This is a genomic window from Mycobacterium sp. D16R24 (genome assembly GCF_002013385.1).
Lineage (GTDB): Bacteria > Actinomycetota > Actinomycetes > Mycobacteriales > Mycobacteriaceae > Mycobacterium.
Map to the genome: position 1 here is coordinate 15565 of NZ_MAEV01000022.1, position 21781 is coordinate 37345.

Sequence of the window (21781 nt, forward strand, 5' to 3'; positions counted from 1 at the left end):
AAGGGGGCGCTGGTCTACCCCTCCCTCCGCGCCAGTCACCCGTTAACCGTAGCTGTCGGCGGTGACGGCAGCGTTTCACACGCCTATGCGGCTTGTTCTTCGCGTCGGTTGCGGCGGCTAGGGTTGGAGGCGATGAGCGGGGTTTTCGGGCGCCTGGTGGATCAGGGAGCGGTGGTTTCCACGCTCTCATCTGCGGCATTGGCCGCACGCGGTGATGACGCGGGCCGGATGACCCATGCCTGGTTGTTTACCGGACCGCCGGGGTCGGGCAGGTCGGTGGCGGCTTTGTGTTTTGCCGCCGCCCTTCAGTGCGAATCGGAAGGTGCCGCGGGCTGCGGGGAATGCCGTGCCTGCACGACCACGATGGCCGGCACCCATGCTGACGTGCGCAGAGTCGTTCCCGAGGGATTGTCGATCGGCGTGGATGAGATGCGCGCCATTGTGCAGGCGGCCTGGCGCCGGCCGAGCACCGGGCGCTGGCTGGTGGTGCTCATCGAGGATGCCGACCGGTTGACCGAGGGTGCCGGCAATGTCCTGCTGAAGGTTGTCGAGGAGCCGCCGCCGCGGACGGTGTTCTTGCTGTGTGCACCGTCGGTGGACCCCGAGGACATTTCGATCACCCTCCGCTCGCGCTGTCGGCATGTGGCGCTCGTCACTCCGTCGGTGGCGGCCATCGCGCAGGTGCTGATGGAACGCGACGGGATCGATGCCGAGCAGGCGCAGTGGGCGGCCTCGGTGAGCGGCGGCCATGTGGGCCGGGCACGCAGACTTGCCACCGATGAGCAGGCCCGTGCACGGCGTCTACGGGCGCTGGGGCTGGCCAGGGAGGCCGCCACCCCGACGCGGGCGTATGCCGCGGCCGAGGAACTCGTGACCAGCGCCGATGTCGAGGCCAAGGAGCTGACGGCAGCGCGTAACGAGGCCGAAGAGGAAGAAGTGAAGACGGCGTTGGGGGCCGGGGGTACCGGCAAGGGTGCGGCGACCGCACTGCGCGGGTCCGCGGGTGTCTTGAAGGACCTTGAGCGTAAGCAAAAGTCGCGTCAGACCCGGGCATCACGAGATGCCCTGGACCGCACACTCATCGATCTGGCCACCTACTTCCGCGACGCGTTGGTGCTATCGTTCGGCGCTGCCGAGGAGGGCCGGGTGACACTGCATCACCCCGATATGGCCGACCGGCTTGGGCCGATGGTCGACAGGGTGCCGCCCGAACAGCTCCTGCAATGCATCGAGGCCGTCCTGGAGTGCCGCGAGGCACTCGCGGTGAACGTGAAGCCCAAGTTCGCAATCGATGCCCTGGTCGCGACGGCGGGGCAGGCGCTGCGCCCGTCGGAATGAGATTGGGAGTCGCGGCGGGGGTGCCGTAGACTTTCGGGCGCTGGGTTCGCCCGGCACGCTGCCCTAGCTCAGTCGGTAGAGCAATTCACTCGTAATGAATAGGTCGGGGGTTCGATTCCCCCGGGCAGCTCCACGCGGATTATTCGATAGCTTTCGTGACCGCCCCGGCCATCGCCATATCGACCTGCTCGAACTCGGTGAGCTGGCTTTTGCGCGCGGCGCCCTTCTCGAGCACTTGACGTAAATCACTCCGCTGCCGGGTACGTCTGCTGTGGGCACAACATCAGACCGCTAGATTGATGCTCATGTGGTTCGCGGGGCGCGGTGCCAGCCGTCATGGCTCGGTCGTTGCTGCGGTGGATCAGGTGCTGGCCACGGCCACCGGACGGCAAGGCTCGGTGGTTGATGTCGCGCATAGCTGGGCCCACGCGAACGGCCGGGTGGTGGACATTGAGGATGCGCCGCTCGCAGCCGGAGTTTTCGGCCAGTGGGTCTCGTTCCCCGACAGGGACCTCGTGCAGGTGGGGCATGGAGTCGTGGGCCGCGACCGCACGATCGCACATGAATTGGGCCACATGGTGTTGGGCCATCGCGGTCTGCCGGTAGCCGAGTTCGCCGCCGAGCACGTCCGTGCGGTGCCGCCTGAGCTTGTTGCGCGCATGCTGCAACGCAGTTGCGGCGCCGATGAATTGACCCAGAGTGATGACCGTTGGCCGCAGGATGAACTAGCTGCCGAGCGGTTCGCGGCATTGTTAGTGCGCCGCTTGCGGGCCGGCCGGCGTGACCGCCCGAGCTGGAGCCCATACGTCGACGACGCGCTGGGGTAATGACTCTCTCGGTTTGGGAGTCGCTGCAGGCTGTGCGCATCGCGGTACTGATCGGATTTCTACCGGTACTGCTGTTCCGGATCTGGCGGTTGGTCCGCTACCCCACGTCGATCCCCGCCATCGCCGCCACGGTCTTTGGGGTGTGGGTGTGGTTTTGGATGTTGATGTTCACCGAGCCGGTGTGGTCGGTGATGCCGTCCTACGTGCACGCGGTGAGCATCGGTGGTTGGGCGCCCGTCTGGATGGCCGGCTGTTTGCAGATTTTCGTGATCGGGATCAGTGGTGATGTCTCGCAGGTTTGGATTCGACGGGGGCTGCGTGCCACCTTCGCCGTCACTGGCCTGGTCCTGGCTGTGGTTGCGGTAGCGGTGAGTCAGAGCCGTGCGCTGGTGTCTTCTGACGACATGTTCGCGCTCACCAACGCTCTTCTCGATGGTGGAGATCGCGGTGCGGCCGTTGCCGAAGTCGTGAGCAGTGGCTACCTGGCAGTGGTGCTTGTCCAGCTCGCCTGGGTCGGATTCCGGCACGCCGACCGCACGCCGGTCGGCGCGGGGCTGGGACTGCTGGCGACCGCCGCGGTGCTGCAATTGATCGCAATCGCCTTCATGGGAATCTGGCGCCCGCTGACTGGCGGAGGCATGGGGATTGGTGGCCCCTATGGTCCATTGCTTCAGATCCTGCCCGGATGTATCGGCGCGGCGCTTATGGTGGTGGGATTCGCCTGGCCGCCGGTGATGCTACGTATTCAGGCGCGGCGAGAATTGCGGCGGCTACGGCAACTCCATGATGCTTTCATCGAGATGTACCCGGGGCTTTTCCCGCCGACAGAGTCTCAAATAAGGCTGTCAGACTTGGTATTTGAGTGGCTAGCGCATATACAAGACGGCCTCACTCTGCTGTCGCAGGGCCGTGGGATACCGGTGGAAACCAGTGTGCCGATTCCCGTAGATCATGTCGATCATGCTCTGGAAGTGGCGAATTGGATTTCTGGTCAATCGGTTTTGGGAATCAGCCATGAATGGCTGCGTCCGCCAACGGGCATGAGCGATCAGGCGTGGGTGCTCGCCATCGCCGATGCCTATCGGGGCCGTGCGGACGCCTTTGGTATGCGGGAAGCACGACGTGGGCATCTGCTGGTGGCGCGGTGACTACCCGGGCGGCGTGGGAGCTGATGCAGATTGTGCGCGTGGCCGTGCTCATCTGCTTTCTTCCGGTGTTGCTGTACCGAATCCGGCGGATTGTGCGTGATCCCACGTCGGTCCCTGCCGTCGCGGTCACTGCCTTCGGGATGTCGGTGTGGATCTGGTTCGTGGTGTACACCGACTGGGTGTGGGCGGCACTGCCACCTGGTGCGCGTGCCGTCAGCGTCGTCGGTTGGCCAGCCATCACGATCGCGGCGTGTTTACAGGTCTTCGTCATCGGTATCAGGGGCGACGCGTCGCGGGAGCGTATCCGCCGTGGGCTGTGGGTCACTGTTGCGGGAGCAGTCATCGCTCTCACGATCGTCGTTGTCGCCGTGCGTCACAGTGAGGTGATCGGGATGGCGGGCGATGCGCTGACGATCGCAAATATCGTGTATTCCGGGGCTGATCGCGGAGCGGTCATCGCTGTTGCGGTGAGCAGCGCGTACATGATGTTAGTGGTCCTGCAGCTCGCGTGGGTCGGCTCTCGGAACGCCGATCGAACTCCCGTCGGCGTCGGTCTGGGACTGTTAGCGGCCGCGTCTATGTTCCAGGTTGTCGCGAGCTTCTGCGGAGGGATCTGGCGCCCGCTGAGCCATGGCGAGGGCTTTATCGGCGGCGCCGTTGGAGTGTGGTTGCAGACGTGGCCGGGGTGTATTGCCGCGGTTTTGATCGTCGCGGGCTTTCTTTGGCCGCCGGTGATGCTGCGTGTTCAGGCACGCCGAGAATTACGGCGGCTACGGCCGCTCCGTGACGCTCTCGGTGGCATGTTCCCGGGGCTTTTCCCGCCCGTGGAGTCGCGAATACGCTTGTCGGACTTAGTCTTCGAATGGATTACGCATATCCAGGATGGCCTCACGCTACTAGCGCAGAGCCGCCGGGTGCCGCTCGTAACCAACTCCCCGGCGCCAAGAGGCGGCTCCGAACAGGCGCTGGATGTGGCGAATTGGCTCGTCGATGAAGCGGTTCCGGGATTTAGTTGCGAATGGCTGCGTCCGCCAGAAGGCGTGAGTGACGGGTCCTGGGTCCTCGCGATCGCCGACGCCTACCGGGAGCATCAGGAAGACTTGGCGGCTCCGGCTTCCTTGTCGGGTATGCCCTCGACTTTGCGTAAGTGATCGACCATATCGGCTATCGCCTGCCGACTGTCCTCGGAGAGTGCATAGCTGCGTTGCGCGATTTCGCGGACCTTTGAGTCACGCAGCTGCACAAGCCAATCCAAATCGCGATTTACCGATGCGGCGTAGTCGGCGTCGTAGAAGTAGGCGGGGCTCACTTGGAAGAACTCCGCCAGTGCCGTGACGATATCGGGCGCCGGGTTGGAACGTTCGCCCTTGCGCAGGAGCGACAGATAGGGCGAAGACACCTCGACGCCGCGCTCGCCAAGTGCGGCGACCACCTCGTTGAGGGAATAAGGTCCGCGCCCGGCCGGATGCACTGTGGCAAACAGATGGCTCAAGCGCTGCGAAAAGTCCGGCACCGCACCCCCTCACATACTTTCACTTCGCAGTCCAACGATACACGCACATGCTGTGCTGCTCACCGTACGTCTGCGGGTGTCCGAGCGATATGCAACTTATCGGAAGGGTAAGTGATTGACAAGGACTATTTACTGACAGTAATGTCCCGAGTGTTCGTTCGGCTAACCAAGGCCGACCGCTGTCGGCTGGTCATTCCCTGTGCTCATCGTGGGGTTGAGCACAGGGAATGACCAGCCGATTTTTGTATGAACTCTTCGCCGCTCAGCGGAGCCCCAGTGCGCCGTGATGCACCAGCGCACTGGCGATCAGGACGCCCCCCAAGCCCAGGAAAATCACTCGAATCGCGGTGGGGCCGTATCGCGTCACCGTCCGCACCAGCGCGCGCTGCGCACGCCGCGCGCCGGGAGATCGTCGCGTCGACAGCACGAGAATCAGCAGACTCGGGAGAATGGCGACCAACCCGTAGCCCACCAGCAGCAGCGGCCACATCGACGGCAGCGGGTGACGTGAGGCGAGCATCGCCAGTGCGCTCAGGTACGGAACAGATGTGGGAGCCTCCGCATAACCCAGCGCAAGCCCCACGAGTGCGAGAAGCCACGGATGGCGGCGCGCAATAGTGCGAATCCACGGCGGCGTCACCGGCTCGGTGAACCAGGTCAACGCCGCAACTGCGATCAACAGAATGCCGATGACCAGTTGGGCCCAATACCGGGTAGACGGGGTGATGTCCGAACCACCGGCCACGTCGGTCAACGAGCGCACCCCGAGCACGGTCGCCAGTCCAAAGGTGAATAGTGCGACAAACAATCCGGTGACGAAGCTGAGGCCGCCGGGAAATGCCGATCGGCGTTCCAGCCGGGTCACGTAGACGATGGTGGTGGCAATACCGATGTTGAGCACGTTGAGGGCGTCCAGACAGGCGAATCCCGCGAATGCCAGCAACAGGGTGAGCACGATTCCAGAACTTACGTGAGGGTGGATCGTGTTCCGGTTAACGCAGCGTTGTGGGCACTGCCACAATCGGCCCCACACCGAGGTGCGGGGCGATAGCCACGACTGGATCACACTCTGACCTGGGTCAACGAGACCGCCGGTACTCTGGACCGGGTGCCTACTCAGACCTCGGCTGCTGCTGCGCCCCTGCATGGATTGCGGGACGTGCGCACCTACATCGACATTGCCGTCGTGGTCGCTGTTCTCGTCGCCACCAATCTGATCGCGCACTTCACCACGCCCTGGGCCAACTTCGTCGTGGTCCCGATTGCCGCGATTGGGCTGCTGGCTCTGATCCGCTACCGGGGCCACTCCTGGGCCGAGTTGGGGTTGGGCCGCGATCACTGGCGTTCCGGCGCCAAGTACGCGGCTGTCGCGGTCGTCATCGTTGGAGCGGTGATTGGCATAGGTCTCTTGCTGCCGATTACCCGGCCGATGTTCCTCAACAGCAGCTACGCGACGACCGTTTCGGGCGCGCTACTGGCCTCTTTCGTCCTGATCCCGCTGCAGACCGTGATTCCCGAGGAGCTCGCCTTCCGGGGAGTTCTGCACGGGACGATGGCCCGAGCCTGGGGCTTCCGGGGAGTCGCAGCCGCCGGGTCTCTGCTGTTCGGCTTTTGGCACATCGCTACTTCCTTAGGTCTGACGACCGGCAACGTCGGCCTGACGAGGCTGCTCGGGGTGGGCCTGTGGGCGCAGATCGCCGGTGTCGCCGGGGCGGTGGTCGCCACTGCCTTCGCGGGTTTCGTCTTCACCTGGTTGCGGCGCCGCAGTGGCAGCCTCTTGGCGCCCATTGCGTTGCACTGGTCACTCAACGGGATGGGAGTGCTGGCCGCGGTTCTGGTCTGGCACCTGATCTAGCCCGATACGACGATCCCGGTCGCTGCGAGAAATAGCAGCTGTTCACCGGTGCGCCAGCCCAGGGGAGTGGACAGCGGGTTGGACCGCTGGGTCGCGGCATACACATTGGCCGGAAACATCACCACCTGCAGCACTCCCCCTCACGCACTGCGGGCAGTGATACTGGCCAGCGCGGCCGATATGGTGGCCAGGTGCGGCGCCACCGAGCTGTCACTGCGGGAACTGCCTCGTAAAGCGGGTGTCTCGCACGCCGCGCCGGCACACCATTTCGGCGATCGCCGCGGTCTGTTCACCGCCTTGGCTGCCGACGGATTCACCAAACTCGCCGAGGCCCTCGACGGCGCGTACCCTGACTTTCGTGCCGCTGCCCTGGCCTACGTGGACTTCGCCCTGGTCCATCCCGGCCACTACTCGGTGATGTTCGAACCCGCGTTACTGGATTCCACCGATGCGCGACTCGCCGCGGTGCGAGGCCGTGCCGGCGCCGCCTTGGATGCCGGGATCGCGACACTGACATCGCGGCAGACTTCGGCCGACAAGGTCACCGCGGCCCGCGCGGCCTGGTCCTTGGTGCACGGATTTGTCTCGCTGTGGTCCGTTGGGGCGCTTGCTGATTCACGTGACGATGCCGCCCCCAGGGCGGTCGCCTCGCAGATCGCGTATGCGCTCTTCCCGCCCGCCGATTAGCCGAGCAGGACCTTGGCGCCCTTGGACTTGTAGTCGATATGTAGGTCGATCTCCCTGGGCACGGTGCCGGCCGGGACGTCATAGACGAGCACCGACCGCTTCTGCGTACCGGGCCCGAGCTCTGCGCCGGGCTCGAGTTGTTCGGCGTTGCGCGCCAAGATGTTTGCCATGCTATCGGGGGTGTACTCCTTGCCCGCTGCGTCCTTGAGTTTCTGTTCGTCCCCGAGGAAGGAGTGCGTTGTCTGTCCGAGGTTTAGGACCTCGACGTGAACGACGACGAAGGTGCCGGTTGCCGTCGCCTGCAGGGCCGGATTCGTCTGGTCGCCGACCGTTCCGGCATCGTTTACCCGTGTGATGACAAACGCGAGGTCGCCGTCGCGCACCTGCTGTCCGAGAGTGCCGGGCTTACCTTCTTCTGCCGTAACCACTTTGGTTTCAGCGCCGCCGCCGCTGGGGCCGACGTGGATGAGGGTTGGCCGACTTTCTGAAGCCCCATTGCCTCCACACGCAGTGAGAAGTATCCCGATAAGTCCAAGGGTGCAAAGGTGTTTCATGATCATGAAGCTTCCATCACGGGAATCGTGATGGAAGAGGGGCGTTCCTCGTCGTGGTGGATCTCGAAGCGGATCGGGACGATGCGGCTGGCGGTCGCCAGCGGTTCACCGGAACCGGTGTTGCGGGCGTGGTTCGGAAACGCGCCCCCGCTGACCTGTACTCGCAGCCGGTGGCCGCGCGTGAAACGGTAGCCGGTGGGATGCATAGTCACGTCGACCGGCGAACCCGTCGTGCCGTTGAACCGTACGATGCCATCGGAAACATTGCGGGACACTCCCTTTCGGTCGACATCGCAGAGTCGGACGAACAGATCGCCCTGGCCGCTGTCCGTGGTCGCGTAAATGGATGCCGAGACGGGGCCGATGAGGTCCAGGTCGCTCGTCAGCGGACCACTGGTGTACACCAGTACATCGGAACGCTTCTCGGTCGCGAAGTTGTCTCGCTGGCCGGAGGATCTCGTGTCCAGCAGCGGCCCGCCTGCAACTGGAGTGGGATCCGCCGGATCGTAGGTAAACGTGTCGGTGGAGTTATCACTCTGTGGTGCATGCCAATCCAGTACGTTATCGGCCTGCAGATACAGCGGGGTGGGGTTTGACTTCTTGGGTGGCCAGTGATCGAAGTCGAGCCATTGGCCGGCCTTCTGCAGGTAGACCCGAACCGGAGAGCGATGGGTCGAGGAGGCGTCGCCCCGCAGATGAGCGGCCAGCCACGAGAAGCTGTCGGAGACCACCGCCTTGAGTGACTTCATGTGGTCCCATGGGCCAATGGTGATCCGCCGTGGGCAGTCGGCCTTCTGCAACTCGTCGTAGTCGCGCAGCTGACCCACCAGGAGCAGGTCCCACCATCCGGTCACCATGCTTACCGGTGTGTTGAGTTGCGCGAGCCGTGGGGTGTGATCGATCTCGTCCCAGTAGTCGTCGTCGGTATGGTCGGTCACGGTGCGCCAGAACGGTTCTGGTTTGCCAATGGCGACGTTGTCGGCGTTGCCCAGGGGCAGGTGATCCATGGCGCGCCGTACCTGTTTCTCAAGGGCGCGCGTCTGCAGCAGGCGCTTGATCTGGGAGCCGTCGTGCGTGCCGATCGAGGCTGACCAGCTCAGCAAGTTGTGCAGATTGAAGGCCCCGCTCGGGTAGAAGAGCTCGGTAAAATTACTGGTGGTGATCGCCGGGCACATGGCCGCCAAGGGTGGCTCGAGGTACGGTGCCACCGCCCATTGAGTGTGCCCGAGATACGACGGACCGGCGGTCGCGAGTGTGCCGTCGCACCAGGGTTGCTTCCGGACCCAGGCCGCCGTGGCCAAGCCGTCCGCACGCTCCTGCCGAAAGGCGTCGAACTTGCCCTCGGAACCGAACTGGCCGCGAGTGTCCTGCAGGATAACCTGAAATCCCTGACGTGCCAACAGCGTTGCCCACATCTGGCTGATAGCGCCGTGCCTGCCGTATGGCGTGCGGAAGATGACGGCGGGTAGCGGATCTTGCCCGGGCGGCCGGAAGTGGTCGGTAGCGAGCTTGACGCCGTCGGGCATCGTTACCTTGATGCCCCGACGTGCCTGCACCTCCGTGGTGACGGGTTCGGGCAGGTCGAGCAGCTTTTCAAGGAAAGGGGCAGAAAGTCGTCCCGTCCAGGTGAAAGCCAGTTCTCCGAGCATGGCGCCCAATCTACCGGGGCGCGAGCGCTCCCACCGGCCCGACGGCGACGCACAGCGACAGCGACTGAGTAATCGGCTGCAGGGTAAGCGAATTCCCCGAACCTGGGAGTCTGATGAACACTCGGTTGAGCCCGGGGCGAACCGGAACCTTGACCCTGGGCCCGTTGGTGAACGATGCCCACACCGCGCCCTCGGTGTTGGCGAGGTAGTTCAGCTCGACGATCCAGTCCGCGGGAAGCAGCGGCCCGGTCAGTGGCATGGTCTGGATGGACTGCACCAGGTAACCGCATCCTGGGACCGGCCCCTCGGTCAGGGCGCGCACCCACGTCACCTGGGCGTCCAGCAGGTGGCCGTAGCGGTCTAGCATGCGTAACTGCGTTGTGGTGGAACCGATCTCTGGCCGGGGACGGACCAGCGCGAACATATGACTTAACAGGTTCTCCGGCCGCACCACATTCTGAAGCACCAGTGGGTCGACTTCCTGGTCAAGGACCGCGGGCCCGCCCGCGACCGCCGCCAGGGATTCCTTCACGGTAGCGATGTAGGGCGAGGCTGGATTATTGCGCCAGGTGCGCAGATAGCTGGCCGTCGAGATCAAGCTGCTTGCCACGAACAATGCCAATGCGAACGCGACCACCGCGGTGCGTCGGACAGAGTTGTCCAGGTAGCCGCTGCCCAGTCGGTTCGGGGCGGTGAGCCCCACCGCGGCCAGCAGCGTCGCGACCACCACCAGATCCGGCAGGTATCGCAAGGTTTGTGCAAGCAGCAGCGCCGTGAAAGCAGATGAGCGCATGAGATAGATCGGCACCTCGCTGGCGACCAGGTAACCCAGCAGCGTCAGCCAGACCGGTGCGAGTCGCTGTTTACGAGAACACGTCAGTACAACCGTCGCACCCAGCGCGAGCGCTCCCAGCCAGATGACCGACGACGACGGTTCGGCCCACGGTGAGCTGGGTACCCAGCGGTCCCAGCGCCACGGTCCACCCACCAACCCGGGGAGCACCCCGTGCGTGAAGGAGCGTTGTAGCAGCGACCATGTCATAGACAGGTCGGTGCTCCATCGCTTCTGGTCCACCACTACCAGATACAGGGCGATCCACGCCGCAGTGAGCGCCCCGGCCGGAATCCAGAGCATCGCGCCGCGTCGCCAGGTCCGTGTCAGTGCCGACCACCCGTCGCCGCGCAGATGGGCCAACAGCGTCACCACCGCGAACGCGACGAACGGAATGACCACCGATTTCTCGAAGAACAACAGCCCGCCGAGGAAGGCGCCCATGGCCGTCACGGCGTACCGGCGGTTTCCGCTGCGATCCAGCAGCACCGCGTCGGCCACGAACCAACACATCGCGGTCAGCATCGGCAGGGAGTTCAGCGCTGCGGCCCACCAGGTAAAGCCGGGTATCGCCAGCGGCGTGAACAGGGCGAACGTGAGTGGAACGAGCAGCACTGGCCGCCAGCCCAGAATCACCCACAGCGCCCGCAGCAATGCCAGGGATGCCAATGCCTGCAGAATCACCAGGCTCAGCGCGGGCCCGAACCAATTCAATGGTGCGAGTTTGGTGATGATGCCCGCCAGTAAGAAGGCCGCGGGCATGACATGCCCATCGTGGTCATCGAACAGGTACGACGGGGCGAACAAGCCCTGTGTGCCCGCGCGGCCAACCAGGATCAGATCGTCCCAATAGAAGTCGCCCCCGAAAGCCAGCACGCCGCGAACCACAAGGTGCACCACGAGGAGAGCCGCGGCGGCCAGGGCAACGCGGTTGGTTCTGGCGAAAGGCATCAGGGCCCGAGACTAGCGATGAACGCTCGCGCGAAGAACATCAGGCACGGTCGGTAGGGTGGGGCCGAATGCCGTGAGCTATGCGAATAAAGAGGGAGTCGCCACGTGCGGGCAATGGTTACCGGAGCCGCAGGATTTATCGGATCGACGCTGGTCGATCGGCTGTTGGCGGACGGGCACGAGGTAACGGGTCTGGATAATCTGGCTACCGGCAAGGTGACGAATCTGGAGGCTGCTGAGGCGCAATCCGCCTTCACCTTCGTCAAGGACGACATTGTCGAGGCGGATCTGAATGCCGTCGTGGCCGAGTTCTCGCCCGAGGTGATCTTCCATCTGGCCGCGCAGATCGATGTGCGGCACTCGGTGGCCGACCCGCAGTTTGATTCCGCGGTCAACGTAGTCGGCACCGTGCGGCTGGCCGAGGCCGCACGCAAGGCTGGCGTGCGCAAGATCGTGCACACCTCCTCGGGCGGATCGATCTACGGCACTCCAGAGCAGATTCCCACTAGCGAGTCCGTTCCCACCGATCCGCATTCGCCGTACGCGGCGGGCAAGGTGGCCGGAGAGATCTATCTCAACACCTTCCGGCATCTGTACGGACTGGAGTGCTCGCATATCGCGCCGGCCAATGTGTATGGGCCACGCCAGGACCCGCACGGCGAGGCGGGTGTCGTTGCCATTTTTGCGCAGGCGCTGCTGTCCGGTCGTTCCACCAAGGTGTTCGGTGACGGCGGCAACACGCGTGACTACGTCTTCGTCGACGATGTGGTGGAGGCCTTTGTTCGCGCATCCGGTCCCAACGGCGGCGGACAGCGTTTCAACGTCGGCACCGGTGTGGAAACCAGTGACCGGCAACTGCATTCGCTGGTGGCCGCGGCGGCAGGCGCGGCGGACGATCCAGAGTTCCACCCGCCGCGACTGGGTGATCTGCGTCAGTCCTGCCTGGATGTCGGCCTGGCCAAGAGCGTGCTGGGGTGGGAACCGAAGGTGGCGCTAACGGACGGAATCGGCCGGACTGTCGACTTCTTCCGGGGGCTCGGCGCCGCGTAACGCGACGGCTCGCGCGAGCCGTGAGTACCGCAGTTCCAAATCCTTGAAACGGAGGTAGGTGCTGAGCGTCGTGAACGCGAACGCGATGATCAGCGCGTAGAGCATGAGGTCGGTGCCTCGGCCCAAGCCGAGCCAATGCGCCAGTGTGGTGGTGTCATTGGGACGCAGGATGGCGTAGATACCCGCGACCACGAAGAGGACGAACCCGAGCTTTACCCATGCCTTGGCCTGTGCGGTGCTACGCGAACGCAGCAGATACACCAGCAATAGCAGGACCGCGACGATCAGCAGCGGCTGTATCCAGGTGATCACGGCAACCTCCGGCGGAACGCGGTGTCGAACATGATGTTGACTCCGTTGATCAGCGACTGGCCTTTGGCCATCGAGTACTCGGTGTACAGGATATCGACGGGCTGTTCGGCTACCCGCCAATGGTTTTCAGCGATCATCGCGATGAACTCGCTGGCGTGGCCCATGCCGTTCATCGTGATGTTGAGTCCGGTGGCGACGGTGCGGTTGAACACACGCAGCCCGTTGTGGGCGTCGGTCAGGTTGAGGCGGCGGGTGCGGGGGCTCAGCAGCACAACGGTTTTCAGTACGATGCGCTTGATCAGGGGAACATGGCTGGGTGCGGACCCCGCCCCGAAACGTGTGCCGACGATGATGTCGAGCGGTTCGAGTCGCAGCCTGTCCACCATGGCAACCACGTCCTTGACCTGATGCTGGCCGTCGGCGTCGAAGGTGACGAAGATGTGAGCACCGGGCTGCGCGCGGGCGTATTCGACACCGGTTTGTATCGCGGCACCCTGCCCCAGATTGACCGGATGCCGGACTAGATGCGCCCCGGCGCCGTGCGCCAGCGCGGCCGTGCGGTCCGCGCTGCCGTCGTCCACACAGACGATGTTGGGGAACGTGCCGAGTGCCGCTGCGATGACGTCGGCGATGACTGGCCCCTCGTTATAGGCGGGGATGACCAGCCAGACGTCACTGTTACCGGTGTTGCTCACTGGGATCAAGGTAGCACCGGCTACCGATCAGCGAACGTCGGCTCTACCCGGCCCCGACGAGTCCTGCCATTCCGGCAGAAGGGACCGTTGGCGGCACTAATGTTTCGGCCATGCAGCGGCTGTCTGGGGTAGATGCGGCGTTCTGGCACGCCGAAACGGCGGGTTGGCATATGCACATCGGGGGACTGTCGATCTATGACCCCACCGATGCACCTGACTACAGCTTTGAGCGGGTTCGCGGCCTCATCGTGGAGAGGCTTCCGTCGATGCCGCAGCTGCGCTGGCGAGTCACTGATGTCCCGCTGGGATTGGACCGGCCGTGGTTTGTCGAGGATGAGGAACTGGATCCCGACTTTCACATTCGCCGCATCGGTGTTCCCGCGCCCGGCGGTCGCAAGGAGCTGGAGGAACTGGCCGGCCGGCTGATGTCGTACAAGCTCGACCGATCGCGCCCATTATGGGAGCTGTGGGTCATCGAGGGTGTCGAGGGTGGACGTGTCGCCACGCTGACCAAGATGCATCACGCCATCGTCGACGGGGTTTCGGGCGCCGGCCTGGGCGAGATTTTGTTCGATATCGCCCCCGAGCCGCGGCCGGCGCCGGACGACACTGTCGGGTCGCTGGTGGGCCTCGGGCTGCCCAGTCGTGAGCGCATCTTGTTGAGCGCGTTGGTCAACCTGGGCGTCAAAACGCCCTATCGGGTGGTTCGGCTGGTGCAGCAGACGGTTCGCCAGCAGCTGGCGGTGTTCGGTATGGAACGGAAATCGCCGGGCTACTTCGAGGCCCCGCACACCCGATTCAATGCACCGGTGTCGCCGCATCGCCGGATATCCGGGGCGCGTCTGGAGCTGGCGCGGGTCAAGGTACTCAAGGATACGTTTGGCGTCAAGGTCAACGACGTGGTGCTGGCCATCGTGTCCGGGGCCGTCCGGAACTATCTGGCCAAGCGCGACGAGCTGCCGGACAAACCGCTGATCGTGCAGATTCCGGTCTCGGTGCGTACCGAGGAAACCGACGGTGAGGTGGGCAACCAGATCAGCTCCATGACGGTCTCGCTGGCGACGGATATCGACGACCCGGCCGAGCGGATCAGGGCGATCTATGAGGGAACGCAGGGCGCCAAGGATATGGCGCGCGCGATGTCGGCCCATCAGATCATGGGGTTGACCGATACGACGCCGCCGGGGCTGCTGCAATTGGCAGCGCGGGCGTACACCGCCAGTGGGCTGTCCCGGAATCTGGCCCCCATCAACCTGGTGCTCTCAAATGTCCCGGGTCCGTCTTTCCCGCTCTACATGGCGGGCGCCCAGTTGGAGTCGATGATCCCGCTGGGTCCGCCCGTCCTGGACGTAGCCCTCAACATCACTTGTTTCTCTTATATGGAGCACATGGATTTTGGGTTCGTCACTACGCCGGAGGTCGCCGCGGATATCGACGAGATGGCCGACGGTCTCGAAGCGGCGCTGGTGGAGCTGGAGCACGCCGCGGGGATCTGAGGGTGCCGGCCGACGCACTCAGTCGATGATGTCCGCGTCGGTCTCCGGGTCCCGCCAGAAGGCGAGCGCGGCCACATGCACGACGATTCCGACGACCGGTCCGACTATCAACGCGATCACGGTCCGCTCCTCCAAATCGAGCGGCAAGAGCAGCAGGAGCGCCGAGACCACGGTGGCCCCAACCCATCCCGCCGAATAGGCCAGATGGCGGGCATGAGCGACGGTGGCCGCCCCGGTCAGCGTCAGTAAGGCGATCATCACCGCGCCGGCGGTCAACCAGCCCAGGAGCGGACCACCCGCCTGGTATGCGGGATCGAACACCGTCCGCAGCAACCAGGGGCCAACGGTCGCGGCGAGCGTGATGCCTACCGCTCCCACACCGATGATGATGGCGGCCGGGGTGATAAGTGCACTGAGGCGCCGATCCCGCTCATCCACGAAATGGGCTATGAGGTTGCCCTGCAGCGCTGTCAGCGGCACCAATAGCGGCGCACGAGTCAAGGTGACGGCCAGGATCACCACGCCGCCGGTGGGGCCGAGATCGCCTGTCGTTGACTGCAACAGCACCGGGAAGCCCATCACCAGTACCGCGCTGGCCGCGGCTGCGGCGATCGAATGCCGGGCACCGCGCAGGAACCCCATGGTATCGACGAGTGCGGGCACCGTGAGCGCCTCGCGGGTCGGCTTTGAGACCACGGTGAGCAGTAACCAGGACATCGATCCCGCGACTGTCGCCCACAGATACCCGACGAGCCCGACGGCGGCTACGAAGGTGACAACCGCCACCACTAAGCGGATTCCCGCATCGGTCACCATGAGAACGCCGTACTGAGTCCACCGGTTCGACCCGGCCAGGGCGCCCAGGGTGGTCGCGTGCATGCAGAACCCGGCGAGCCCGCCCGCAAGCAATGCCACACTGAGCCAACGAAACTCGGTGAACACATGAGCCGCCCACAGTGGTGCGGTGCCGACGATCCCGATGGCGGAGGCGATGGCGAAGGCCACGGCGATCCTGATCGGCAGGGTGGTGGCCAGTGGTGACCGTTCACGCTGCGCCAGCGACAGCCGCACTTCGCGGGTGGTCTCCTGCAGTAGCCCGTTGGCCGCGCCGGTCACCAAACCGAATGCGCCCCAGAAGACTCCGAACACCGAGAACGACGCGGGCCCCAACTCGCGGGCCGCCAAGTACAGCACGGTGTAACCGCAGATCGCGCTGATGGCGGTGGCCACGCCGATCCGTGCGACGCTGGAGCGGACCGATGAGCCGCTCGGGCGGAGAGGTTCAAACTCGGTGGGGCCGGCGTCGGTCACTTCCGGTCCAGGGGCGGGAGCTGCTTCTCGTACAGCCACGCGGTCCACAGCGGCCGCAGCGATTCGTCGGCGTAACCGGCCGCCAGGCCCGTGAAGTCGTCGGTGATGACGGTGCTGTGCCGGTATCGGGTGGTCCAGTCTTGCAGCAGTGCAAAGAATTTCGTATCGCCGAGCCGTAATCGCAACGTGTGCAATGTCAATGCTCCACGCTTGTACACGCGATCGTCGAACATCAGTTGCGGGCCGGGGTCGGCCAGGATCAGATCTTGGGGGAGGTCCTTGAGTTTTTGGTGGTAGTGGCGGGCGCGGGCATCGGCCGACGGCCCACCGGACTCCTCGGACCACAGCCATTCGGCGTAACAGGCAAACCCTTCGTGGAGCCAGATGTCGCGCCAGCGGCGCGCGGTGACACTGTTGCCGAACCACTGGTGCGCCAGCTCATGCGCCACCAGTCGCTCGGAGCGCCGCTCCCCATCGCAATGATTGGCACCGAACACCGAAATACCTTGTGCCTCCAGCGGAATATCGAGCTCGTCATCGGTGACCACCACGGTGTACCCGGCGTCGAATGGGTACGGGCCGAACTGTTTGATGAACAGCTTCATCATCTGCGGCTGCCTGCCGAAGTCGTGTGTGAACCGCTCATGCAGCCGCGACGGGAGCGCGGCGTTCATCGAGATCGGGTTCTTGGCGAGCTTGACGGTTTGGTAATCCCCGATCTGCAGCGTCGCGAGGTAGGGCGCCATCGGCTCGGGCTGCTCATAGGTCCAGGTCGTGTGTGCGGCCCGGACTCGCCGTGATACCAACTCGCCGTTGGACACAACGCAGTACGGGCTGTCGCTGCTGATGACAAACCGATAGCTTGCCTTGGAGCTGGGGTGATCGTCGCACGGGAACCAGGACGCCGCGCCGTTCGGCTGTCCGGCCACCAGCACGCCGTTGGACAGCTCCTCGAACCCGACGTCTCCCCACATGCTGTTGATGGGGCGGGGTGATCCGCCGTATCGGATAACGATGGTCATGGCGGCTCCGGCCGGGATGCCGGTGGCCAGCTTGATGGTGATCTTTCCGGCACGATGCCCGAAATGTGTTGGACGCCTGCCATTCACGGTCACCTTCGAGACGCCGAGAGCGTCGGCGAGGTCGAGGGTGAATTCCTTGAGGGTGGCGAGGCTGACTGCCGTGACCGTCGCGGTACCGGTCAGCCGGTTGATGGCCACCTTGTATTCGAGGTCCAGCTCGTAGCGGGACACCCGATACCCGTAATTACCGTTCTGTGGCAGGTAGGGGTCGATAATCGGAGGCCGTGGGGGGAGCCTTTTGGCTGCCTTTTTGCCTGGCTTGGTCATGCGGCCCCGGAGTTCTTACTTGGGGAAGCCTTGCCGCCCTTGGGCTTCTTCGGTGCCATCGGATCCAACTTGCCCCATGGAGAAATGGGGTTGCCCTGCCACCTGGTTGACGGCGGGACGACGTCACCACGGACCACCAGCGAGGCAGGCCCGACGGTGGCGCCGGCCCCTAGCTCGGCGGCGGGAAGCGCTACGCAATGTGGTCCGAGGGTGGCGCCCTCGCCGAGGACCACGGTGTCCATCCGCATGATCCGGTCGTGGAACAGGTGTGTCTGCACCACGCAGCCGCGGTTCACGGTCGCGCCCCTACCTAGGGTCACCAGATCGGCCTCGGGCAGCCAGTACGTCTCGCACCACACTCCGCGGCCGATCTTTGCGCCCAGGCCGCGCAGCCACCAGTTCTGCATCACCGTTCCCGACGCGGCACGCGCAAACCACACGGCAGCAACGGTTTCCACGAACGTATCGGCAACCTCATTACGCCAGACGAACGAGGACCAGAGGGGTTTCTCCACAGCTTTGGTGCGCCCGACCACCGCCCACTTGGCGACCACGCTCACCACGCCGGCCAAGGCGCCGGCGATCAGCAGCACCACGCCACTGAGTGCGCCCGCGGCCCAGAAATTGAACCGGATGGCGATGGTCTGCAAGGCCAGAAGTACCCCGACTCCGATCCCGAACGTCACGATGATCGGGATGATGCGGCACGTCTCCACGATGCCCCGCATGACCTTGAGCCGGAAGGGCGGCTCGAATGTCAGCGCGGAATCTGCGCCGTCGGCCTTGCGGCGTAGTCGCTTTGGCGGGCTACCGATCCACGACGAACCCGACTTGGCCTTGTGGGGAGTCGCAGAGAGGACGGCGACCAGCGCGTCATTGGGTACCTTGCGGCCGGGCTGGGTAATCCCCGAGTTCCCCAGAAATGCGCGCTTGCCGATTCGGGCCTTGGCGATGTGGATCCAACCGCCGCCCAACTCATAGGACGCGACCATGGTGTCGTCGGCAAGGAACGCGCCGTCGTCGACCTCGGTGAACTTCGGTATCAGCAGGGCTGTCGAAATCTCGGTGTCCTTGCCGATTTTCGCGCCCAGGACGCGCAGCCACCATGGGGTCAGTTGGCTGGCGTAGATGGGGAACAAGTAGTTGCGGGCCGCGTCCATCAGGCGTTCGGTGGCCCACATTTGCCATCCCTGCCGGCTGCGGACGGGGTGATAGCCCTCGTGCACGCCGATCGACATCAGTCGCACCAGTGCAACGGTGATGGCGGCGTATACGATCACGCTGACCAGCGCCGCGCCGGGCGTCCAGATGAGCGCGGGCGCCACGGCTTCACAAATCGTCGCAGTGTTCCGGATGCCAAAGGCCACCACGCCCAGCCCGGCGGCCAGCGCGAGCAAGGGCAGTCCGCCCAGCAGGATCGATGTCACCCCGTAGATCGGTACCCATTGCCCGGCTCGGGGCGGACGGTAATCCGGCCAGGGATGGCGGGCCTTGCCCGACTTCACGGCCGGTGAGCCCTTCCAGTACTGGCCGTTCTTGACTCTGCCGACGACACCGGAACCCGGTGCGACATCGGCGTTCTTGCCGATGACCGCTCCCGGTAGCAGGGTGGTGCGGGCCCCGACGGTGGCATCCTCGCCGATGACGATGGGGCCGACATGAAACTTGTCCCCGTCAACCCAATGCCCGGACAAGTCAACTTCAGGTTCGATGGAACTGCGGTCGCCAAGCTGGAGCCAACCCGTCACGGGCGGAGATGAATGCAGGTCGACACCGCTACCCACACGTGCACCCAACGCCCTGGCGTAATAAACCATCCACGGTGCGCCGGAGAGGTTCTCGGCGCCGCTGGCGGCGGCCAGCCGGTCGGCGATCCACACCCGCAGATGCACACTTCCGCCGCGCTCGTATGTCCCGGGCTTGACCCCGGACAGCAGTAGCCGTGCCCCGACGACGGTGATGCTCATGCGGCCCAGGGGAGTGATGAAGAGAACGAACGCCGCCAGCAGCACCCACCAGTTGACCGTTACCAGCCATGGCACATCGCTGAACATTGCGAATACGTTGTTGGCCAAAGCGAGCCAGGTCGCCCATTGCAGACCCGTGAGGGTGGTCAGCGGAAGCGTTGCCACCACCTGCGCCAGCTCGGTCATCCGCGGTACCGGCTTCACGATCCGGGGTTCGACCTCGATGGAAGGTGCCAGCTCATCCAGATAGGTGGCCAGTGATCCGAGTCGTGGCTGGTCGTACAGGTTCGCGACGGTCACCTGCGGGTAGCGCTGCCGCAACGCCGCGACCAGCTGTGCCGCGGAGAGCGATCCTCCACCGAGAGCGAAGAAGTCGGCCTCAGGTCCGTCGACCGTGGCCGCCAGGATGTCTCGCCACAATCCGGCGAGCCAGCCCATGGTGCCGCCCAATTCGGCGGCGTCGTCGTCGGTATCCGCGCCCGGTGGCGGCCATGGCAGTGCGTTGCGGTCGACCTTTCCCGAAGTGCGCGTGGGCAGTTCGTCAAGTTTCACCAGTCGCGGCACCAGCGCGGCCGGAAGTGACTCGGCCAGGCTCGCGCGGGCTGCGGCGATATCGAAGTTGGGGTCGGCGCTGGCGATGTAGCCGACCAGCAGCGGGGTGCCGCTGGCGGTCTTGCGCACTGCGGCCGCGCCGCCGCTCACGCCGGGCAGGTTGACCAGCGCCGCGTCCACCTCGCCGAGTTCGATACGGCGGCCACCGACCTTCACTTGGTCATCGGCGCGGCCCTGGAAGTACAACCCGTCGGGTTCCAGGCGCACCAGGTCACCGCTACGGTAGGCCCGCGACCATCCCAAAGTATTTAAAGCAGCGTACTTTTCGGCATCCTTGTCGGGGTCGAGGTACTTGGCCAAGCCAACGCCGCCGATGACCAGTTCACCGACCTCGCCGTAGCCGACCTGGTTGCCCTGCGCATCCACGACTGCCAGATCCCAGCCCGGAAGCGGTAACCCGATACTGACGGGGCTGACCCCGTCCAGTCGTGCCGCACATGCCACCACGGTCGCCTCGGTGGGGCCGTAGGTGTTCCACACCTCGCGGGCGGCACCGTCTTCACCGGTGGCCAGCCGTTCGGCCAGATCCGGTGGGCAGGCCTCGCCGCCGAAAATCAGCAGCCGCACCGCCTCCAGCGCCTCCGCCGGCCACAGTGCGGCCAGGGTGGGCACCGTCGACACCACGGTGACATCGCGGGACACCAGCCAGGGACCCAAATCCATGCCGCTGCGGACCAGGGACCGCGGTGCGGGTACCAGGCAGGCGCCGTAGCGCCACGCGAGCCACATCTCTTCGCAGGAGGCGTCGAAGGCCACGGATAGTCCGGCGAGCACTCGGTCATCGGGACCAATTGGGTTGTCCTGCAAGAACATTTGCGCTTCGGCGTCGACAAAGGCGGCTGCGTTGCGATGCGTCACCGCTACGCCTTTGGGGGTGCCGGTGGAACCCGAGGTGAAGATGATCCAGGCGTCGTCGCGCGGCGTCGGTTTGGTGGCGCGCCAGCCTCGTGACGAACCGGGTCCACGAACCAGACCGTCCGGGGTGATCACGGCGGCGACCTGTGCCTCGCCGAACACCAGCGCCGCGCGTTCTTCGGGATCGTCGGCGTCGACGGGAACGTATGCGGCTCCCGCGGCCAGTGTCGCCAGGATCGCCACATAGAGCGAGTAGCTGCCCGAGGGCATCCGGATCCCGACGCGATCACCGCGCCCGATTCCCCGAGTGCCGAGCCATTCGACACTTGCCTCGACGTCAACGATGAGCTCGGAGTACGTCAGCTGGATGGTGCCGTCATCGATGGCGGGCGCGTCGGGGTGCTCCGCGGCGGTGGAGTAGAGGATGTCGATCAGGGTCCGGGCCGGAGGGGCTGACCTGCCGAGCAGGTACTGCGGAGGCACCGGGTGGGCCGGGGTTTCATGTGCGACGGCCTCGGAGGACTCTTCGTGCGCGCGGTTGGTGGGTGACTCGTCGGGGCCGGTCACGCTGCTCCTCGTTAGTTTCCGCGTCGGTTTCTGTGGGCCTGGAGGGGTACCGTAGCGAGCCTATCGGTCCGGGTGCGGCTAGGCTCGTCGCCGCGCGGAAGTGGTCCGTCGGGCACGGTGATCCCGTGGCCCCTAAGTTTGCCACGGTGGTCCACCGGCCGATCTGTCCGGTACCGGAGCAGGAGAATCCCCATCCGATCCGACGCGCTGCGG

18 protein-coding genes and 1 tRNA gene are annotated in these 21781 nt (G+C 64.9%); 9 read left to right on the forward strand and 10 right to left on the reverse strand.

Translation table 11 applies throughout. The features are described from left to right. Positions 1–132 precede the first annotated feature (132 nt). The 5 genes from B4383_RS18940 (at position 133) to B4383_RS18960 (ending at position 4464) form a co-directional block, all read left to right on the forward strand. A complete protein-coding gene (locus B4383_RS18940; RefSeq protein ID WP_078292540.1) occupies positions 133–1338 on the forward strand; it encodes a DNA polymerase III subunit delta' in 1206 nt (401 codons plus the stop codon). A gap of 57 nt (positions 1339–1395) precedes the next feature. After that, positions 1396–1471: transfer RNA gene (locus tag B4383_RS18945), tRNA-Thr, on the forward strand. Between the two features lie 172 nt (positions 1472–1643). Beyond that, complete coding sequence (locus tag B4383_RS18950; RefSeq protein ID WP_078292541.1) at positions 1644–2165, forward strand: hypothetical protein; 522 nt, start codon at positions 1644–1646, stop codon at positions 2163–2165. Then, on the forward strand, positions 2165–3313 hold the full coding sequence (locus tag B4383_RS18955; RefSeq protein WP_078292542.1) for a hypothetical protein: 1149 nt from the start codon (positions 2165–2167) through the stop codon (positions 3311–3313). The genes B4383_RS18950 and B4383_RS18955 overlap by 1 nt, the downstream gene beginning before the upstream one ends. After that, positions 3310–4464, forward strand: coding sequence for a hypothetical protein (locus B4383_RS18960; protein ID WP_286143965.1), 1155 nt, complete (start codon positions 3310–3312; stop codon positions 4462–4464). The genes B4383_RS18955 and B4383_RS18960 overlap by 4 nt, the downstream gene beginning before the upstream one ends. On the opposite strand, the gene B4383_RS18965 is transcribed toward B4383_RS18960, so the two are convergent. Both B4383_RS18965 and B4383_RS18970 read right to left on the reverse strand, forming a co-directional pair. Beyond that, complete coding sequence (locus B4383_RS18965; RefSeq protein ID WP_078292544.1) at positions 4404–4826, reverse strand: helix-turn-helix transcriptional regulator; 423 nt, start codon at positions 4824–4826, stop codon at positions 4404–4406. The two genes, B4383_RS18960 and B4383_RS18965, sit on opposite strands and share 61 nt — an antisense overlap. A gap of 262 nt (positions 4827–5088) precedes the next feature. Continuing rightward, on the reverse strand, positions 5089–5781 hold the full coding sequence (locus B4383_RS18970) for a GAP family protein (protein WP_078292545.1): 693 nt from the start codon (positions 5779–5781) through the stop codon (positions 5089–5091). Positions 5782–5985: 204 nt separating this feature from the next. Here B4383_RS18970 and B4383_RS18975 point away from each other — a divergent pair, with 204 nt between their 5' ends. Both B4383_RS18975 and B4383_RS18985 read left to right on the forward strand, forming a co-directional pair. Next, positions 5986–6681, forward strand: a complete 696-nt coding sequence (locus B4383_RS18975) for a CPBP family intramembrane glutamic endopeptidase (protein WP_078292546.1) — start codon at positions 5986–5988, stop codon at positions 6679–6681. Positions 6682–6861: 180 nt separating this feature from the next. Continuing rightward, the gene (locus tag B4383_RS18985; RefSeq protein ID WP_078292547.1) at positions 6862–7368 is read left to right on the forward strand and encodes a TetR-like C-terminal domain-containing protein; all 507 of its coding nucleotides are present in this window, start codon (positions 6862–6864) and stop codon (positions 7366–7368) included. Here the strand turns inward: B4383_RS18985 and B4383_RS18990 are convergent. From B4383_RS18990 to B4383_RS19000, 3 genes are read right to left on the reverse strand one after another with little or no spacing between them, the layout of a single operon-like run. Then, complete coding sequence (locus tag B4383_RS18990; protein WP_078292548.1) at positions 7365–7928, reverse strand: DUF4352 domain-containing protein; 564 nt, start codon at positions 7926–7928, stop codon at positions 7365–7367. The two genes, B4383_RS18985 and B4383_RS18990, sit on opposite strands and share 4 nt — an antisense overlap. After that, entirely contained in the window at positions 7925–9571 is a 1647-nt protein-coding gene (locus tag B4383_RS18995) for a CocE/NonD family hydrolase (RefSeq protein WP_078292549.1), read from the reverse strand. Before B4383_RS18995 ends, B4383_RS18990 begins: the two co-directional genes overlap by 4 nt. Positions 9572–9581: 10 nt before the next feature. Continuing rightward, on the reverse strand, positions 9582–11354 hold the full coding sequence (locus tag B4383_RS19000; RefSeq protein WP_078292550.1) for a hypothetical protein: 1773 nt from the start codon (positions 11352–11354) through the stop codon (positions 9582–9584). Between the two features lie 105 nt (positions 11355–11459). Here B4383_RS19000 and B4383_RS19005 point away from each other — a divergent pair, with 105 nt between their 5' ends. Then, a complete protein-coding gene (locus B4383_RS19005; protein ID WP_078292551.1) occupies positions 11460–12404 on the forward strand; it encodes an NAD-dependent epimerase/dehydratase family protein in 945 nt (314 codons plus the stop codon). On the opposite strand, the gene B4383_RS19010 is transcribed toward B4383_RS19005, so the two are convergent. Together B4383_RS19010 and B4383_RS19015 are read right to left on the reverse strand one after the other, a co-directional pair. Continuing rightward, positions 12348–12716 carry a DUF2304 domain-containing protein gene (locus B4383_RS19010; RefSeq protein WP_078292552.1) on the reverse strand — a complete coding sequence of 123 codons (369 nt, stop codon included), beginning with the start codon at positions 12714–12716 and terminating at the stop codon, positions 12348–12350. The two genes, B4383_RS19005 and B4383_RS19010, sit on opposite strands and share 57 nt — an antisense overlap. After that, on the reverse strand, positions 12713–13411 hold the full coding sequence (locus B4383_RS19015; protein ID WP_078292553.1) for a glycosyltransferase family 2 protein: 699 nt from the start codon (positions 13409–13411) through the stop codon (positions 12713–12715). The genes B4383_RS19010 and B4383_RS19015 overlap by 4 nt, the downstream gene beginning before the upstream one ends. A 110-nt stretch (positions 13412–13521) precedes the next feature. Between B4383_RS19015 and B4383_RS19020 the strand changes: the two genes are divergently transcribed. Further along, the gene (locus B4383_RS19020) at positions 13522–14907 is read left to right on the forward strand and encodes a wax ester/triacylglycerol synthase family O-acyltransferase (RefSeq protein WP_078292554.1); all 1386 of its coding nucleotides are present in this window, start codon (positions 13522–13524) and stop codon (positions 14905–14907) included. 18 nt (positions 14908–14925) lie between these two features. Here B4383_RS19020 and B4383_RS19025 read toward each other — a convergent pair whose 3' ends face one another. Genes B4383_RS19025 through B4383_RS19035 form a run of 3 tightly spaced genes read right to left on the reverse strand, consistent with a single transcriptional unit; the run spans position 14926 to position 21568 of the window. Next, positions 14926–16218, reverse strand: a complete 1293-nt coding sequence (locus tag B4383_RS19025; RefSeq protein ID WP_078292555.1) for a hypothetical protein — start codon at positions 16216–16218, stop codon at positions 14926–14928. Next, positions 16215–17567: a M1 family metallopeptidase gene (locus B4383_RS19030; protein ID WP_078292556.1), complete on the reverse strand. Its 1353-nt coding sequence runs from the start codon at positions 17565–17567 to the stop codon at positions 16215–16217. Before B4383_RS19030 ends, B4383_RS19025 begins: the two co-directional genes overlap by 4 nt. Beyond that, positions 17564–21568 (reverse strand): Pls/PosA family non-ribosomal peptide synthetase, encoded by a 4005-nt coding sequence (locus B4383_RS19035; RefSeq protein WP_078292557.1) that lies wholly within the window; start codon positions 21566–21568, stop codon positions 17564–17566. The genes B4383_RS19030 and B4383_RS19035 overlap by 4 nt, the downstream gene beginning before the upstream one ends. Positions 21569–21781 lie beyond the last annotated feature (213 nt).